Here is an 18,307-nt window from a genome sequence, read left to right as displayed (position 1 = left end):
GGGCAAAGCACCTATATAAAGGCTGATGTTCCTACACCTATAATCCATAATCTTTATCTTATTTTATATATTTATCATAGTAAAAAAGCTCTGTACTAACTATTAAAGTAAGACAGAGCTTTTTGTTATTTAATTAAAAATTAAAAATTATGAAAACAGAATTCTATCATTATCAAGGGCTTCTCTTTTCTTCATACTATACATTTGAAGAAGGTCATCCCTATTCATATTCTTTCTTTCGTTATATGGAATATCAAGAATAATCTCACCACTGTCCATCATAATTGTACGATTACCTGTGGTAAGTGCTTGATTTAGGTTATGGGTAATCATCATTGTTGTAATGTTATTTTCTGCAACAATTTGCTTAGTGATTTCCATAACTTTCTCAGCAGTTGCCGGATCTAAGGCAGCAGTATGTTCATCAAGTAACAGAAGTTTTGGAACTGCAAGTGTACACATTAGTAGTGTTACAACTTGTCTTTGACCACCTGAAAGAAGTCCTACTTTATTCTTTAGTCTATCTTCAAGGCCCATATTGTATCTTGCAAGTTGTTCTTTAAAGAATTTTCTCATTTTATCATTTACTGCTGACTGAAAAATTCTTCTTCTGCCTTTGCTATATGCAAGGGCTAGGTTTTCTTCAATAGTCATATCAGGTGCAGTACCCTTCATAGTATCCTGAAATACTCTGCCGATTACTCTTGCTCTCTTATGTTCTTTCTTATAAGTAATATCTTCATTGTCAAGAATAATCTTGCCACTGTCACATAGGAAAGAACCACAAACAGCATTAAAAAGTGTACTTTTACCGGCACCGTTACTACCTACGATTGTAACAAAGTCACCCTTATCTAAATGAAGTGAAAGGTTGTTAAGGGCAGTATGTTCATTTACTGTACCCTTAGAAAAAACTTTAGTAACATTATTTACATCAAGCATTTCTTCCACCTCCGTGTTTAATCTTAAATCTGGCAATATAATACTTAAATGCCGGAATAGAAAGTGCTACTGCAACAATAATAGCAGTAATTAGTCTGATAACTTGAGCAGTAAAGATACCGGAATTAATTACCCAAGTAATGATAAATCTGTAGATAACTGAACCTACAATTGCAGAGATAAGACCAAGAGTAACGCCACGCTTACCCATAATAGCTTCACCGATAATTACTGATGCCAAACCAACAACAAGGATACCGTTACCGGAAGAAATATCTGCATAGCCTTGGTACTGAGCAATAAAGCTACCACTAAGTGCAATTAGTCCGTTAGCTAACATTAGTGCAACAATCTTGCTAACATCAACATTAATAGAAGAAGCTCTAACCATATCTTCATTATTACCTGTTGCTCTTAGGCATAGACCAAAGTGTGTTCTAAAGAACCAAATCACAACAAGTACACAAACAACTACTGCAACAAATGAAAGAATCATCTTTGCATTATGTCTGCCAAAAATATCAAGACCAATATTATCAAATAAATTATCAACTGATGTGAATACTCTTGAGTCCTTTGGAATATTTACATTTGGTGAACCAAGTATCATAAGGTTTACGCTATATAGTCCACACATTGAAATAATACCGGCTAAGATAGGGTGTATTCTCATCTTTGTCTGTAAAAATCCTGTTACAAAACCTGCACAACAACCGGCTAGGAAAGCAAGTAAAATGCCTAGCCAAGAGTGGTTCTCATTTGCTACAACTGCTGATACTGCCAGACCTAAAGTAAAGCTACCCTCTGTTGTAAGGTCAGGAACATTCATTATTCTAAAGGATATGTAAAGTCCAAGAGCCATAATTCCGTAAATGAAACCCAGCTCAAGTCCTCCCAAAATAACATTAAGGCTCATAAATAACCCCTTGTACTTCTAAATTTCTTTTGTGTTTTTATTTTTAGGACGAATATAAATTTCGCCCCTACATTGTTTTATCTATCAGATTAGTCTTAGATAAACTAAAGATTGTACCAAAACAATCCCTCCGTCACCTTTGGTGACACCTCCCTTTACACAAGGGAGGCTGGTAAGTTTGTTCTAATCTTAGGAATTCACATAGGACAAAGTTTTAATTTATCCTATTTTCCCTCCTTCCGACAAATTAGTTTCATTTAGATGAAACTAATTTCCCACCTCCCTCGTCTGAGGGAGGCTTTGTTAGTTTGTACTTAATTTAAGTTTCGCTAACAAAGGGAAGATTGTAATAGATTAATAGTCTGTTTTTTTACGGGCGAATGATATTCGCCCCTACATTCTAAAACTATAAGTCTGTACTAAATTCTAAACTATAATTCTTTACTAATTAAATTAGTTCTTCGCGTCATTAACCTGATTAACTGTATCTTTACCAAAGTCAATACTATCTAGGTTAATACCAATAGCTTTCGCATCGTCCTTATTAACTGTGACGTAGTCATAAGGTACAACGATTGATGGAATATTTTCTACCTTTTCACCTTCAAAATACTTTGATGCTAAATCGGCTGTCTTTTCACCAATACCAATATCATCAATAGCCTTTGTACCTAGACAACCTGAATCAACCATTGTTGCTGAAGAACCGTAAACTGCTATTTTGTTTTCTCTTGCAATTTCGGTAATTGTACTCATAGCACCTTGCATAACTGCATCATTAGGAATAAAGATTGCGTCACACTTTTTACATAAGCTTTCAACTGTTGTAGCGATTTCGCTATCTTCTACAACTGCACCTTCTGTATATTTAATGTTCTTACTTTCTAGGTAATTCTTTGCCTGTTCAACTGTGTTAACGGCTGCATCTGTCTTTGAAGAATATAGTAGACCGAAGTTCTTTGCTTTTGGTGTCATCTGTTTTGCAAGACCAAAAATTTCTTCTACAGGAATTGCATTTGATGTACCTGTTGCATTCATATCAGGCTTATCCATATCCTTAATAACACCGGCTGCTACAGGAGCAGAAACTGCACAGAAAAATACAGGAATATCTGATTCTTGGTTTACCATACTCTGAGTTGCCGGTGTTGCAACAGTAAATACTGCATCATAGTCACCGTTAGCTACTGACTGAGTAATTGTGTTTAGGTTTGTTTCGTCACCATCGGCACATTGATAATCAACATCCTTGTCACCAGAGATATAACCCTTAGCCTTTAGACCTTTAATGATACCTTCACGCATATCATTAAAAGCACCGTTTTCTACTTGCTGAATAATAGCAACTTTCTTTGTTTTGCTTGATGAACCGTCACTACCGTTACAACCAACAAATAGTGTAGCCATCATTACTACAGTTAAGATTACTGCAAAAATTTTTTTCATTTTTTAACCCTCCAATAAAGTTTTTGTTTTATTATAATTTGACAACTTGTCAAAAGCATCCACTAACATTTCTTCTGTTACAACATATGGATTGTGGTCAGCATCAGGCATTTCAAGAGTTTTCTTGATTACTGCCGGTAAATCTTTTTCTTCAATTTCTACATCAGCAATAGAAGTTGGAAGTCCCACACTCTCATTAAAATCATACATTTTCTTAAACATATCGTACTGCTTATCTACTAACAAAAGAATCAGTACACCAAAACCGACAACTTCACCGTGAATATGATTTTCTTCAATATGTGGAAATGAAGTCAGTCCATAGAAAATACCATGTGCAAGACCGGTATTGTAATCTATAATATGTTCTGCTGTTAATAAAATTGATGCAATACCTGTTGTAATAGCAATTGAAAGTACAGTTTGTTCAAACTCATAGGAATTAACCTTATTCTTATTATCTTCCAAAGCCTTCTTACCATACTTCAAAATCGGTTCAAGGCACATTTGACTGATTACAACACCAAGTCTGTGGTAATGAACTAAAGTATCTTCTCCCCTAGAAGAAACAGAACTTTCAAAATACTTTGCATATGTGTCACCCATACCTGCCCATAAATATTTTGATGGTGACTTACACAACAAGCTTGTATTTATAAATGCATGTTTAGGTGGCTTTTCAAAGAAGAATGGTTGTTTGAAAACACCTTCCTTAGTATACATAATTGAAACACAAGTTACCGGTGAACAGTTACTTGCAATTGTAGGAAATGTGAAAACCGGTTTATTTATCTTTACTGCAAGACACTTTGTAGTATCAAGTGCTTTACCACCACCAACTGCAAAAAGATAATCGGCTTTCTTTACACTTTCATTCTCAGCTAATTCATCTACATTTTCAAAACAAGACTCTCCACCATACCACACAAAGTCAATGATACTTACTTTAGTATCTTTTGTGGCTGAGATTAATAATTCTTTTGCAGAATTAATTGCTTTGTGTCCACCGATAACAACTGCTTTGCTACCATATGGACTACAGATTTTTTCAATTTTTTCATAAACATTATCTCCAACAGAATATGAAGGCAAGTTTATACTATAATTTTCCATAATATCACCTAACAAAAAATCCCATACGCATAAAGCGTATGGGACGAATTATCGTGGTACCACCCAAGTTCTGATAATTCCGTAAAAGAATTGTCACTCTAGTCTTTAACGCAGACTTACGGATTAGCTACTAAAATTCACCTTTCCCTCTGTGGCCCATTTGTCAGCATAGTTTCCGTAGAACTTCCACCATCATCTACTCGCTAAAGGTCTTTTGCCGTTTTACTCCCACATCATCGGTTTGAATGGTATTTATTTTTCTTTTACTGAATAATTATTTAAAATAACTATCAATATTTATTATTATAACACTATTTTAATTGTTCTTCAACTATAAATCTTGGTCTGTGCTTACTTTCCATATAAATTTTTCCTATGTACTCACCAACAACACCGATTGCAAGTAGCTGAAGACCACCCAATGCCCAAATTGAAACAATAAGTGATGACCAACCTGAAACAGTATTGCCGATAATCCACATAATAAAACTATAGATTAACATAATTAAGCTAATGCAAAATACAATAGCACCTAAAGAAGTAATCATTCTGATAGGTTTCATTGATAGGCTGGTAACACCATCCCATGCAAGACCTAACATTTTCTTAAGTGGGTACTTACTTTCACCGGCAAGTCTTTCACTTCTCTCATACTCAACAACACTTGACTTAAAGCCAACAAGTGGTACAAGACCTCTTAGGAATAGGTTAACTTCCTTAAATTCTGCTAAAGCATTTAATGCTCTCTTGCTCATTAATCTAAAGTCAGCATGGTTATAAACTACTTCAGCACCTAGCATTGAAAGAACTTTATAGAAACCTTGTGCAGTCATTCTCTTGAAAGCAGTATCTGTTGCTCTCTTGCTACGAACACCATAAACAATTTCAGAACCGTTTTCAAAGTCCTTAATCATTTCATCAAATGTGTTAATATCGTCCTGTAAATCGGCATCAATAGAAATTACACAATCACAGTCATCCTTAATTGTCATAAGACCACCTAGAAGTGCATTTTGGTGACCTCTGTTTCTGCTCATTTTAATACCGTTTACATATTTATTCTTGTTATGTAATTCATCAATAATAGTCCAAGTTTTGTCCTTACTACCATCATCAATGTAATAAATCTTACTGTCACTTGTAATAAGACCATCATTAATCATCTGGTCATATTTCTTAGTTAATTTTTCTGTTGTATCATAAAGTACTTCTTCTTCATTATAGCAAGGAACTGCTAAATATAATTTTACCATAACTTTCTCCTGAAAAATAGTTAAACTAAAAACATTTGCTCAAATAAACTTTACTAAAATAGATTTTAAGTAAAATTCACCCCATCTTCACAATTATATCACCTTAAATACTTAAAATCAATGACAGAATAATGAAAGAGCAGAATTTGGAAATAAATTACTAAAATCTATTTATTTCGGAATATGTATATGGTATAATATGTACGAATGAAGGAGGTTGCTATGAACATTCCATCACTTTTAATACCAAAAGCTAATGTTGAGTATCTAAGAACAAAGGACTCTATTGAATTTGCACTAGATATATTTAGAAGAAATTCATACTCTGCTGTACCTGTTATCAATTCTGATGGCATTTACCGAGGTACAATCACAGAAGGTGATTTCTTGTACTACATAATGGACAATCCGGATGCAGACCTAAAGAAAGTTAAGGTTAGAAACATTCTTAGGGAAGACTTTTATGAGGCAGTAAAAATCACTGCAAGTATAGATAAGCTACTTATTAAATGTCTTGACCAAAACTTTGTTCCTGTTACTGATGACAGAGATGTTTTTGTTGGTATTGTTACAAGAAAAGTAATCTTTAAAAACATCTATGAAGAACAACTTAAAATTAAATACGGTTCAGAATAATATACATTATATAATGTATATCAAACTAAGCAATCAAAAAACTCCTTAGCCGTTTGGTTAAGGAGTTTTCTTATGTCTTTAATTAATTTGCTGAAAGTGGGATTGTTTCACCTGTATATTTAACAATCATTGAAGTAAGTGCTTTTACAGTTACTGTGTCACCTGTTTTATAAGATTCACCGGAAAGTTCATCTGTAAAGTCATAATTAGCCTTGAAAGTTACATCGTCAGTTTTGTTATTATGGATAACAAACATTGAATAATCTCTGCTATCATCAGTTACTGAGTAACCGTAGATACCATCATTTGCAATAGATGTACTATAGTCGCCTGTATAGAAAATCTTGTATTTATTTCTAATGCTAATTAGTTTCTTGTAATGTTCAAGAACACTACCGTCAACATTTTCTTGTTCCTCAACTGAGATACCGTCATTAGCCTTAGTAAATCTTTCTGACGCACTCCATGAACGAATTGAATTCATCTTTGTTGCACCCTTACCGTCACGAGCAGTGTACCAGTCCATTGCCTCTCTTCTGTTAGGGTCAGATGAACCACCTGTACCACCACCGGACTGACCTAGTTCATCACCATAGTAAATCCAAGGCATACCCTTCATAGTCATCTGAACACTACCGGCAAGTTTAATTCTTGCAATTGCAATTTCTTTATCAGGATTTTTCTGATTAATTTCATAAGCAACTCTGTTTACATCATGGTTACTAAGCATTACGGAATTAATAGTAGTCTTAGAAACATTAGGTGTTTGTCTTGCACTTGCTTGAATTTTCTCGTTATATGATTGACTACTATTTGCAATATTCTTCTTAGTGCCCTTTACCATTGACTTTATTTCACTCATATTATAGAAGTCAAAGTTAGAGTCTAGGTCAGCAAAGAACTTTGCCTGTGTTGCTTCCATATCAGTTTCCGGCCATACTTCACCGATACAGAAAGCATTAGGATTCTTTTCTTTTACATGGTTTTCAAAGTGTTGCCACCATTCATGTGTTACAGAACCTTCTTTATCATCAACATGAAGTTTACCGGAATTGATAGTATCATCAATATGCATTGCACCATCTAATCTAAAACCATCAATGCCCTTATCCAGCCAGAAGTCTGCAACAGAGTCAACTTCGTTCCAAACATCTTTATTCTGATAGTTTAGGTCCGGCATATTACCGTTAAAGCAAGAATAATATCTCGCACCCCTATTAAATGACCAAGTCCATAACATTGTCTGTACTGATGGAATAGCCTGTGTACCATCATTCCATACATAATAATCTTTATACTTACCGGAACCGGACTTCTTATTAGAGTCCTTAAACCACTGATGATTCTTTGAAGTATGGTTTACAACTAGGTCCATAACAACCTTAATGCCATTATCGTGAAGAGTATTCATCATATAGTTAAAGTCATCCATTGTACCATAATCTTTACAAACATCATTATAGTCTGTTACATCATAACCATGATAAGAATCTGTCTTGTTAAATGGCATTAGCCATACAACATTAACGCCTAGTGACTTTAGGTAATCAACCTTTTCAGCTACACCACGGAAGTCGCCACAACCATCCCCATTGCTATCATAGAATGAACGAACAAAAATTTCATAACCTACAGAAGAAGTTCTCCAATCATTATCTGCCTTTGCAGCAAAAGTGTTAATCTTCTTAGTTATGTACTTTTGAATAATTGTAGCATCCTTAACATCTATTTTGCCATCTTCATTTACATCGGCATAAGTTCCATCAATAGAATCAATGCTCTTGTTAAGATACTTTTGAATAGCAGTTGTATCCTTTACATTGATTTTATTATTGCCATCAGCATCGCCGAATTTGTTTACATCTACAGTAGATGTAGTTTCTTTTGTTTGGGTAGTAGTTGTTTCATTTTCATCTGCATTTACTGAGATAGTTGCAGAAGCACCGGCTACCATAGCTAAAGAAAGTAAAATTGAAATTAATTTTTTGCTCATAGCGTTACCTCCTATATATTATAAGTTCATTATATCATTTTTTCTTACTTATAGGCAATAATATTTTAGAAAAAATAAAAAAATTTACAATTTGATTATACTTCCAAATTCAAGTAAGTGTAATTGTATAATTTTAACAGAAATCTAGATAGCGCTTGAAATTTATTATTATGTATGCTAGAATGTATGAATAAAGTATTAATAAGGAGGTTATTATGAATATGTTAACAACTTTAACCTATTTATCAGCCATCGGAGGTGTAGTTGCTCTGATTTATGCAGTTATATTGGCTGTAAGAATTAACAAAATGGATTCCGGTACTAAAAAGATGAAAGAAATCGCACAATCTATAAACGAAGGTGCAAAGGCATTTTTGTTTTCGGAATATAAAATTCTTGTAATTTTTGTTGCAACTGTATTTGTTGTTATTTCAGTTTGTGGAATTATTACAAAAAGTGATGTGCTAAACTACAGAACTGCACTTGCGTTTTTAATTGGTGCAATACTTTCTACTTTAGCCGGTTACTGTGGTATGAGTGTAGCTACTAAGGCTAATGTCAGAACTGCTAATGCTGCTAAAGAAAAAGGTATGAACAGTGCATTATCTACTGCTTTTAGTGGTGGTGCAGTTATGGGTATGTGCGTTAGTGGTCTTGGACTGCTGGGTGTTTGCCTAATTTATGCACTTACCGGAGATGACAACATTCTATTTGGTTTTTCACTGGGTGCATCATCAATTGCTCTATTTGCCAGAGTCGGTGGTGGTATCTATACAAAAGCTGCCGATGTTGGTGCTGACCTTGTGGGTAAGGTTGAAGCAGGTATTCCTGAAGATGACCCAAGAAACCCTGCTACTATTGCCGATAATGTTGGTGACAATGTTGGTGATGTTGCCGGTATGGGTGCTGACCTATTTGAAAGCTATGCCGGTTCTCTTATCTCTGCTATTTCACTTGGTGTACTTGCATTTAGTGGCAGTTCTTCTTGGAAATATGCAGTATTCCCTTGTTTACTTTCTGCTATCGGTCTTATTTCTTCTATTATCGGTACATTATTTGTTAGGGGCAAGGATGGTAAAAATCCTCAGAAAGCACTTAACACAGGTACTTATGTAGCATCTGCTTTAGTAATAATTTCTTCAGTTTTACTAAGCTACTTTATGCTAGGAACATTTAGATTTGCCATTGCAATTATTGCAGGTTTATTGGTTGGACTGCTAATCGGCACAATTACGGAAATGTACACTTCCGATAAATTTCCATTTGTAAAGAAAATTGCTAAACAAAGTGAAACAGGTTCTGCTACAACAATTATCAGTGGTATTGCAGTAGGTATGCAAAGTACACTTATCCCTATTATTCTTATTGGTGTTGGCATTTTTGTTGCTTACTTTGTAACTAACGGTACAGGTGCTGACGGTACTTCCGGTATTTATGGTATAGCACTTGCTGCTGTAGGTATGCTTTCTACAACAGGTATTACAGTTGCAGTTGATGCTTATGGTCCTATTGCCGATAATGCAGGTGGTATTGCTGAAATGAGTGACCTACCGAATGAAGTTAGAGAAATTACTGATTCTCTTGACTCTGTAGGTAACACAACTGCTGCTATCGGTAAAGGCTTTGCTATCGGTTCTGCTGCTTTAACTGCACTTGCACTATTCTTTACATTTGCACAAAAGGTTAACCTAGCCACTATTGACATTATGAACTACAAGGTAGTTATTGGTTTATTGGTTGGTGGTATGCTACCTTTCCTATTTTCTTCACTTACAATGGACAGTGTAAGTAAAGCTGCACAAAGTATGATTGAAGAAGTCAGAAGACAGTTTAGAACAATTCCGGGTATTCTTGAAGGTAAAGGAAAACCTGACTACAAAAACTGTGTTGCTATCTCTACTCACGCAGCACTAAGACAGATGATTCTACCTGGTGTTTTATCTATTGTATCCCCTATTATTATAGGTGTATTACTTGGTGCTGAGGCTCTTGGTGGTATGCTGGGTGGTTCACTAACTACCGGTGTATTACTTGCAATCTTTATGAGTAACTCCGGTGGTGCTTGGGATAATGCTAAGAAATACATTGAAGGTGGTCATCATGGTGGCAAAGGTTCACCTAGCCACAAGGCTGCTGTAGTCGGTGATACTGTTGGTGACCCATTTAAGGATACATCAGGTCCATCAATTAATATTCTTATTAAACTTATGACAATTGTTAGCCTTGTATTTGCTCCATTATTCGGTAACGGAATTATCGGCTAATATTCTATAAAATGCATAATTTTTATAAAAGTCTTGTTGCTAAATAGAAGTAACAAGGCTTTTTTTCTTTTTAAAAAATATAATACAAATTATTTAAAATTGTTAATATTATATTCACATATATTGTGTTTATTAACTATAATCTTGCACTATAAATTGTTAAAAATGATAATAGTAAAATGACTTGATTTTTGATATAATATAGTCGTATATTAATGTAAGGAAATATGTAGTGATTTCCTTACAAATATAAAATACAGAAAGGTAAGAAATTATGAAAAAACAGATCTTATCTGTTGTTCTATGCTTATCAATGTTATTGTCTATCTTTGCAATTAACCTAACAGTTAACGCAACTACAGTCAATAAGAATGAATCAAAAGCAAGTACAACAGACAAAAAAACTGGCGTTTCAAAAATCACAAGTGCAAATGACTTCACTTGGGACAATGCAAATGTCTATTTTCTACTAACTGACCGTTTTAAAAACGGTAACACAAGTAATGACCACTCATATGGTCGTGCAACAGACAAAGATGGCTCTCCACTATCAGGCTGGGATACAGCTCCTGGTACATTCCATGGTGGTGACTTTGCCGGTGTTACACAGGAAATCGAAGATGGTTACTTTGATAACCTAGGTGTAAACGCAATTTGGATTTCTGCTCCTTACGAACAGATTCACGGCTATGTTGATTCAGGTAAGGGTTTTGCCCACTACTCATACCACGGTTACTATGTTCTTGACTACACAGAAACAGATGCTAACTTTGGTACAAAAGAAGAATTCCAAACACTGGTTGATACAGCTCATAAGCATGGTATCCGTGTTGTACTTGATATTGTTATGAACCACTCAGGCTACAATTCAGTTGCCGATATGGAAGAATTTGGTTTTGGTACACTTCTTCCAGGTGCATCTGATTTCAAGTATAAACTAAACGATGTTAGTGATGTAAACAGTAACATTGACTACGAAACATCTGCTTCTGACTGGGGCAAATGGTGGGGCAATGACTGGATTCGTTCAGGTCTTCCTGGATACACCGGTGGTCAAGGCGGTAGCGACCTAACAAGAAGCCTAGAAGGTCTTCCTGACTTTAGAACAGAACAGACAAAGACAGTATCTATCCCTCCTATTTTAAAAACAAAATGGACTCAGGAAGGTACATATGACCAGAAGGTTGCTAAATACGGCGACAACTCAGGTAGCGTTAGTGATTACCTAACAACATGGCTTTCTGAATGGGTTTCTCAGTATGGTGTTGACGGTTTCCGTTGCGATACTGCTAAGCACGTTGAACAGGCTTCATGGAAAAAGCTAAAAGATAAATGTGTATCTGCTCTTAAGACTTGGAGAGAGAACAACCCAACTAAGGCCGGTGCTGATTGGGATGAAGACTTCTGGATGACAGGTGAATGTTGGGATCACAACATCGGTTCTGGATATGATTCATACTTCACAGAAGGTGGATTTGACTCAATGATTAACTTTGATTCATCAGGTAGTCCACTTCCTGCAGCAAGTTCAATCAATGGTAAGTTCCAACACTATGCAGATTCTATCAACTCAAACGATAAGTTTAATCAGTTAACATATATCTCTTCTCATGACTCAAATCTTGCTCGTACATCAGACATGGCATATCAGGGTTCTGCTCTAATGCTACTTCCTGGTGCAGTACAAGTTTTCTATGGTGATGAAACAAACCGTAAGCCTGTTCCAGGTATGAACTTTGACGGTCACGGTGGTAGTGGTCACTCACTAAGAAGTGATATGAACTGGGATTCAATAGATCAGGACGAACTAGCTCACTGGCAGAAGGTTGGTACTTTCCGTAAAAACCACGTAGCAGTCGGTGCCGGTCAACATCAGCAAATTACTGCTTACAATGGTTCAACAGGTTATACATTTGCCAGAACATATGACGATGGCACTGTATCAGATAATATTATTGCAACAATCGGTGCTCCTAATAACAAGGACATTGCAGTAGATGTATCTTCACTATGGTCAGACGGTACAGAAGTAACAAATGCTTATGATGGTACAAAGGCTATGGTTACAGATGGTACTGCTACATTTAACTCAGGTGAGCATGGTACAATTCTAATTGAAGGTCCTACATCTACAATCAATATGTCACTAAAAGGTGCTTCATCATTCTATGATTCAGAAGAAGTTACAGTATCTCTAAAGGGTGCTGACTACGCTATGGTTTCAATTAACGGTGGTGAAGAATTCAAGGCTGTTGACGGTCAGAAGTTCACAATTGGTGAAGATATTCCGGTTGGCACAACATTTAAAGTTAAAATGACAGCTACAAATTCAGAAGAAACAGTATCTAAGTCATTCTCATTTAAGAAGAAAGACCCAGATGCAATTACAAGAGTATACTTTGACCCATCACTAAATTGGGGTTCAACAATCTACGCTTACATTTATAATGAAAGTGGTTCATCAGTAGTTGAAAATGCAAAATGGCCTGGTCAGAAGATGACACTTGATCCTTCAACCGGTCTATATATAATTGAAGTTCCTGAAGAAATAACAGATGGTCAGGTTATCTTCAGTGGTGGTTCAAACAGATATCCAGCTGCAAGTCAGCCTGGTCTAAAGATTAATTCAACTGATATGATCTTTACTACAGGTAACCAGTGGCAGGCATATACAGGTCAAAAGCCATCTGCTACTATTCCAACAACTCCGGACCCATCAAGCAATGTTACAGTATATTATGAAAACACAAATAATTTTGCTACACCTTACGTTTACTACTGGAGCAAATCAAATAACTCTTCTTCAGTTCAGTGGCCTGGCGTTGCAATGACAAAGTATAAGGATAACATTTGGTATGCTTCATTCCCTAAGGATAACGATATGTGTATCTTTAGCAACAATGGTGGTTCACAGACAGGTAACCTAAGCATTCCTGGTGACGGTTATCTATATTCAAACGGTAAGTGGTCAAGCAGCCCATATGTAGTTCCTACAACAGCTACTACAACTACAAAGCCAACAACAGCTACAACAGCAACAACAGCAACAACAGCAACAACAGCTACTACAGCTACTACAGCTACTACTGCTACTACTGCTACAACACCAACAGAACTTCTTGGTGATGTAAACGGTGATGGTGTTGTTAGTGTTAAAGATGCTACACTAATTCAAAAGTATGCATCTGATATGGCAGTAACAATCAACATAAAACTTGCTGATGTTAATAAAGACGGTCAGATTAATATTAAGGATACAACAATGATCCAGAAATATGCTGCTGAAAAAATTGACAAACTTGGCTAATATATAACCTTTATAATTACAGCTACTCATTAATTTGGGTAGCTGTTTTTTTATATAATAAAATATATATTTACTCACTATCATTAATAATAAAATATTCTCACCACATATAAAATAATTAATTAAAACAAAAAATCGCACTTCCTATTGGAAATGCGATTTTCTTTTTATCTTTTATTTATAAAGTTCCTATTCTCTTTAACTTTCTGAACTTATGGAAATACACAATAATCATAAGTATTGCACTGGCACTCCATGCAGCAGGACCTGCAAATGAAACTGATGCAAAACCTAATGTTGTGCTGAAAATCAGTGGAGAAAGAACTCTCATCATAACTTCAAGTACTGAACCTATCATAGGCACAATACCGTCTTTTAGACCTTGAATTACACCACGATAAATAAATAGCATACCAAGCGACCATTCAAAGATACAGTTCCATCTGATAAATTCAATAGAATACTTCATTGTAATAGGGTCGGAATTTGATAGAAAAATTGATGTTAAAAATTCAGCAAATATAAAGGCTAATACACCGATAACCAATGAATATACAAGACAAAGTAAAAGACCTTTCTTTGTACCTGACTTTATTCTGTCATATCTTTTAGCACCGGCATTTTGTCCGGCAAAAGTAGCCATTACAATGCTCATTGAATTTAGTGGATTTTGTAGGAATAGTTGAACTCTGTTGCCTATTGTATAAGCAGCAACGGCACTTGAACCAAAACCATTTACAAAAAACTGTAGTACCATCATACCAATTGAAATTACTGAATACTGGAAACCCATAGGGAAACCAATCTTGAATTCATCACCAAGCATTGATTTTATCCCTTTGAAACTTTCTTTGTTAGGAATAATGAAAGGCACTTTAAACTTAATATACACAACACAAAGCAAGGCTGAGATACCTTGTGAAATTACTGTTGCAATTGCAGCACCGGCAACATCCCAACCAAATACTAAAATAAATAATAGGTCAAGACCAATGTTTAGTACTGATGAAAGCAAAAGTAACATTAAAGGTGTTTTGCTATCCCCTACCGATCTTAAAAGTGCTGATGTCACATTATAAAGCATTGTAGCAGGAAGTCCACCGTATATAATTGTTAGATAGGTTTTTGAATAAGCAAAGGTATCACTTGTTGTATTTAGTAAAATTAAAAGTGGTTTCGCTAAAAGTACAAATCCCACCGTTAAAACTACAGTTGAAATTAAAGCGATAACAATATGTGATGCTACTGACTTTTTCATTCTGTTATCATCACCGGCACCAAAGAATTGAGAAGTAAGAACTGCACAACCACTTGTTATACCGATAATAAAACCTGTAGCCAAAAATACCAGTGAACTTGTAGCTCCAACTGCTGCCAACTTTATATCACCTAAAGTTTGACCAACAATAAGCGTATCAAAAATATAGTATAGTTCTTGTAGTAAGTTACCTATTATAATAGGCACTGCAAAAATCAACATTTTCTTTAAAATATTACCCTCAGTTAATTTGACTGCAACTGTTTTTGTACCACTCATAAACATCTCTCCTTAAACATTATTTGCTTAATATTGAAAGAATTTAACTACTTTTGATTATTCCAAGCACAATTATATATTATGATATGTAAATAGTCAAACCTTTTTTTCTACAAAAAACATATAAAAATACACCCATAAAATTAGTTATATTTTATAGGTGTTTTTCTATGTAATTTTAATATTTATTATTCTCATTTACAATATTCATTCCAGTACCATCTTCCATAACATTGAACCCTTGTTTTATGTAGAATGGCACATTCTTTTTTTGGTCAAGCATTACATCTAAATACAAATAATTCTTGTACTTATCTTTTACAATGCTCAACAGAAAAATAATTCTAATATAAATACAACACTGCAACAGATTACAGAAACTTTAAAAAGCCCTGCATTAAACCATGCTGCTATTATACCGATTATGAAAGCTATGATGCCTACAACGGGACTTTGTGTTGCTTGGAAAATTGCCGGAAAAGTCATTACTGAAAGTGTTACATATGGCACATAATATAGGAATGACTTTACGAACTGACTTTTGAACTGCTTTTGCACTAGTGTTAGTGGCAAAATTCTTATTGCTAAGGTAACTGTAGCCATTATAATAAGGTAAATATAAACATTATGACTCATCCTCTGCTACCTCCTTATCCTTTACAGGGAAAAGAATTGCTGCTACTGTTGAGATAACAACAGTAAGAATGATAATTCTTGTACCCTCAGTTAAAGTTGAAACAAGTGGCAAATAAGCACAAGCTAGGCTTAGAACAAAGCTACACACTACAATGCCAAGTAGTTTTTTATTCTGTCTTGATGGTGGTACAACAATTGCAAGGAACATTCCATAAAGTGCAACACTTAATGCACTGACTATCCTTAAAGGCAACAGATTACCGGCTATTGTACCAAGAGCAGTACCTACTGCCCAACATGGCCCTGCAAATAAAATTGCACCATAAGTATAATATGGGTCAATAAACCCTTTTCTGGAAATTGTTATGCCAAAAAGTTCATCTGTAATATAGAACCCTAAAACAATTCTATGTATCAACTTTGTACCCTCAGCCATTCTCTGACTTAAAGCACAACTCATTAACAGATACCTTGCATTTGCTACCAAGGTAACTATGAACATTTCAACATATGTTGCATTGGCTGCAATAACTGTAAAGCCGGAATACTCACCGGCTGAAGCATTGCAAAATAAACTTGCTAAGAAACTTTGAAAAGCAGTCAGTCCGGCATTCTTAGCAGCTATACCTAAGGAAAAAGAAACTGCCAAGTAACCTAAACCAATAGGAATACCATCACGAAAGCCCTCAGTAAGAACCTTTCTCTTTGACTTTAAAAATTTTAACCTACCCATTTTAACACCCTATTTTAAAAATAAGAATCTTTATATATTATCTAATTCTAAATTATTACATTAAAATTTGCGTACCATACTATAATAACAAAAATAGGATGATTATTCAACAGAAATAAATATAATTCTCAGTTATTTTACAAGTTCTGAAATTTAATGAGGTAAATTTCATTTATACATTATACATAGTAAAAGCACTAAACCATCAAGGCTTAGTGCTTTGTTTTATTCCTCAACAATCTCCCATCTGCCACCTACTGAACTTCCGTAAAGTGGTGCAGGATTAATTTTGGGATATAGATAATCTTCACCACTATCATCTACGACTCTGTAATAATCATTATCTTCAACTGTAGCGTCATAAATTTTTCCATTAGTAAGTGAGTCAACACCAAAGCTCTCACCTATGTATTTAAGTTTCATAATATCACCTACCTTTTAATCTAGATTTTTCTCGTACGATTTAATAATTTCATATGGTTGTAAATAAATACAATTTAGTTTTATATTCTATAAAATACTCACCTTATAACACAATTCTAATATCAAATTAAAATTAGTGCAATGCCAAAAATGGGACTTATCTCAAAAAATAAAAATTTTTACAAAAGAAAAAGACCTAGGCTATTGCCTAGGTCTTTTTTGGCTGAGCTGGCGGGATTCGAACCCACGGGATGACGGAGTCAAAGTCCGTTGCCTTACCGCTTGGCGACAGCTCATTATCATTATAAAAAATAAAAACCGTATTTAGTAATTCAAATACGGTTTTTATATGGTGACCCATCGGAGATTCGAACTCCGGACACCTTGATTAAAAGTCAAGTGCTCTGCCAACTGAGCTAATGGATCGAATGGGGTGGATAGTCGGATTCGAACCGACGGTCTCCAGTGCCACAAACTGGCGCTTTAACCAACTAAGCTATACCCACCATAAATGAATGGCGCGCCAGAAGGGACTCGAACCCCTGACCTACTGCTTAGAAGGCAGTTGCTCTATCCAGCTGAGCTACTGGCGCATATCATTTAGAATGAACTATTTTAAGCTTTTACCTCGTTCATTCAGCCTCTATATTATATCCAATCATTATAGATTTGTCAACACTTTTTTTCAAATTTTTTAAAGTTTTTTTAATTTATTTTTTATATTCTAATATAGAATAATTATTCACTTTTAGTAGTATAATTATTATAGTTGTTAATAAATTTATCGTTGACAAATTTTCTTCCCTATGATATAATATTACTTGCAGTGAAGAAATGCGGATGTAGTTTAGTGGTAGAACTTCAGCCTTCCAAGCTGATCGTGTGGGTTCGATTCCCATCATCCGCTCCACTAAGGCAGTAACTTTGGTTACTGTCTTTTTTCTTTTGTTTTTTAATTCTTCACTTTATTTAGGTATATTACACTACAAATTAAGGTTTGTGGGGTTGATTATGTAATGTAGATAAATTATATAATAACCGATTAATTCATCTAATTTATAGTTTTTCCCTCCTTCAGTCATTCTTTAAAAGGTGAATTGCTCTGCAA

General features: G+C 34.9%; 14 protein-coding genes and 5 tRNA genes. 4 read left to right on the top strand and 15 right to left on the bottom strand.

Translation table 11 applies throughout. From position 1 onward, the window contains the following. Nucleotides 1-147 precede the first annotated feature (147 nt). The 5 genes from WMO18_RS08850 to WMO18_RS08830 all read right to left on the bottom strand — a co-directional run bounded on the left by WMO18_RS08850 (nucleotide 148) and on the right by WMO18_RS08830 (nucleotide 5,670). Entirely contained in the window at nucleotides 148-942 is a 795-nt protein-coding gene (locus WMO18_RS08850) for an ABC transporter ATP-binding protein (RefSeq protein WP_022506042.1), read from the bottom strand. After that, nucleotides 935-1,858, bottom strand: a complete 924-nt coding sequence (locus tag WMO18_RS08845) for an ABC transporter permease (protein ID WP_022506043.1) — start codon at nucleotides 1,856-1,858, stop codon at nucleotides 935-937. The genes WMO18_RS08850 and WMO18_RS08845 overlap by 8 nt, the downstream gene beginning before the upstream one ends. A gap of 453 nt (nucleotides 1,859-2,311) precedes the next feature. After that, the gene (locus WMO18_RS08840; protein WP_022506044.1) at nucleotides 2,312-3,304 is read right to left on the bottom strand and encodes an ABC transporter substrate-binding protein; all 993 of its coding nucleotides are present in this window, start codon (nucleotides 3,302-3,304) and stop codon (nucleotides 2,312-2,314) included. Nucleotides 3,305-3,307: 3 nt separating this feature from the next. Beyond that, nucleotides 3,308-4,417, bottom strand: coding sequence for an iron-containing alcohol dehydrogenase family protein (locus tag WMO18_RS08835; RefSeq protein ID WP_211147681.1), 1,110 nt, complete (start codon nucleotides 4,415-4,417; stop codon nucleotides 3,308-3,310). A gap of 311 nt (nucleotides 4,418-4,728) precedes the next feature. Beyond that, nucleotides 4,729-5,670, bottom strand: coding sequence for a glycosyltransferase family 2 protein (locus tag WMO18_RS08830; RefSeq protein ID WP_022506046.1), 942 nt, complete (start codon nucleotides 5,668-5,670; stop codon nucleotides 4,729-4,731). Nucleotides 5,671-5,892: 222 nt separating this feature from the next. Between WMO18_RS08830 and WMO18_RS08825 the strand changes: the two genes are divergently transcribed. Then, complete coding sequence (locus tag WMO18_RS08825) at nucleotides 5,893-6,306, top strand: CBS domain-containing protein (RefSeq protein WP_022506047.1); 414 nt, start codon at nucleotides 5,893-5,895, stop codon at nucleotides 6,304-6,306. An 82-nt stretch (nucleotides 6,307-6,388) separates the two neighbouring features. On the opposite strand, the gene WMO18_RS08820 is transcribed toward WMO18_RS08825, so the two are convergent. Beyond that, the gene (locus WMO18_RS08820) at nucleotides 6,389-8,299 is read right to left on the bottom strand and encodes an alpha-amylase family glycosyl hydrolase (protein ID WP_211147682.1); all 1,911 of its coding nucleotides are present in this window, start codon (nucleotides 8,297-8,299) and stop codon (nucleotides 6,389-6,391) included. Nucleotides 8,300-8,514: 215 nt separating this feature from the next. Here WMO18_RS08820 and WMO18_RS08815 point away from each other — a divergent pair, with 215 nt between their 5' ends. After that, on the top strand, nucleotides 8,515-10,563 hold the full coding sequence (locus WMO18_RS08815) for a sodium-translocating pyrophosphatase (protein ID WP_211147683.1): 2,049 nt from the start codon (nucleotides 8,515-8,517) through the stop codon (nucleotides 10,561-10,563). Nucleotides 10,564-10,837: 274 nt separating this feature from the next. After that, nucleotides 10,838-13,870 carry an alpha-amylase family glycosyl hydrolase gene (locus WMO18_RS08810; RefSeq protein ID WP_211147684.1) on the top strand — a complete coding sequence of 1,011 codons (3,033 nt, stop codon included), beginning with the start codon at nucleotides 10,838-10,840 and terminating at the stop codon, nucleotides 13,868-13,870. Nucleotides 13,871-14,048: 178 nt separating this feature from the next. Here the strand turns inward: WMO18_RS08810 and WMO18_RS08805 are convergent, their stop codons facing one another. From WMO18_RS08805 to WMO18_RS08765, 9 genes are all read right to left on the bottom strand, one after another. Next, nucleotides 14,049-15,407, bottom strand: coding sequence for an MATE family efflux transporter (locus tag WMO18_RS08805; protein ID WP_211147685.1), 1,359 nt, complete (start codon nucleotides 15,405-15,407; stop codon nucleotides 14,049-14,051). A 178-nt stretch (nucleotides 15,408-15,585) separates the two neighbouring features. Continuing rightward, on the bottom strand, nucleotides 15,586-15,738 hold the full coding sequence (locus WMO18_RS08800; protein ID WP_367286550.1) for a GNAT family N-acetyltransferase: 153 nt from the start codon (nucleotides 15,736-15,738) through the stop codon (nucleotides 15,586-15,588). Beyond that, nucleotides 15,735-16,043 (bottom strand): AzlD domain-containing protein, encoded by a 309-nt coding sequence (locus tag WMO18_RS08795; protein ID WP_211147686.1) that lies wholly within the window; start codon nucleotides 16,041-16,043, stop codon nucleotides 15,735-15,737. The genes WMO18_RS08800 and WMO18_RS08795 overlap by 4 nt, the downstream gene beginning before the upstream one ends. Next, the gene (locus tag WMO18_RS08790; protein ID WP_211147687.1) at nucleotides 16,033-16,776 is read right to left on the bottom strand and encodes an AzlC family ABC transporter permease; all 744 of its coding nucleotides are present in this window, start codon (nucleotides 16,774-16,776) and stop codon (nucleotides 16,033-16,035) included. Before WMO18_RS08790 ends, WMO18_RS08795 begins: the two co-directional genes overlap by 11 nt. Before the next feature lie 225 nt (nucleotides 16,777-17,001). After that, nucleotides 17,002-17,199: a hypothetical protein gene (locus WMO18_RS08785; RefSeq protein WP_211147688.1), complete on the bottom strand. Its 198-nt coding sequence runs from the start codon at nucleotides 17,197-17,199 to the stop codon at nucleotides 17,002-17,004. Between the two features lie 220 nt (nucleotides 17,200-17,419). Further along, a tRNA-Gln gene (locus WMO18_RS08780) sits at nucleotides 17,420-17,495 on the bottom strand. Nucleotides 17,496-17,549: 54 nt separating this feature from the next. Then, nucleotides 17,550-17,625: transfer RNA gene (locus tag WMO18_RS08775), tRNA-Lys, on the bottom strand. Between the two features lie 3 nt (nucleotides 17,626-17,628). Then, a tRNA-His gene (locus tag WMO18_RS08770) sits at nucleotides 17,629-17,705 on the bottom strand. A 10-nt stretch (nucleotides 17,706-17,715) separates the two neighbouring features. Next, a tRNA-Arg gene (locus tag WMO18_RS08765) sits at nucleotides 17,716-17,792 on the bottom strand. 243 nt (nucleotides 17,793-18,035) lie between these two features. Here WMO18_RS08765 and WMO18_RS08760 point away from each other — a divergent pair. Continuing rightward, nucleotides 18,036-18,109 (top strand) — tRNA-Gly (locus WMO18_RS08760). The last annotated feature ends 198 nt before the right edge of the window (nucleotides 18,110-18,307 follow it).

Origin of the sequence: Ruminococcoides intestinihominis, from assembly GCF_040096285.1 — a bacterium.
GTDB lineage: Bacteria > Bacillota > Clostridia > Oscillospirales > Acutalibacteraceae > Ruminococcoides > Ruminococcoides intestinihominis.
The sequence above is the reverse complement of the archived record's forward strand: the minus strand, read 5'-3'. Positions and strand labels throughout refer to the sequence as shown.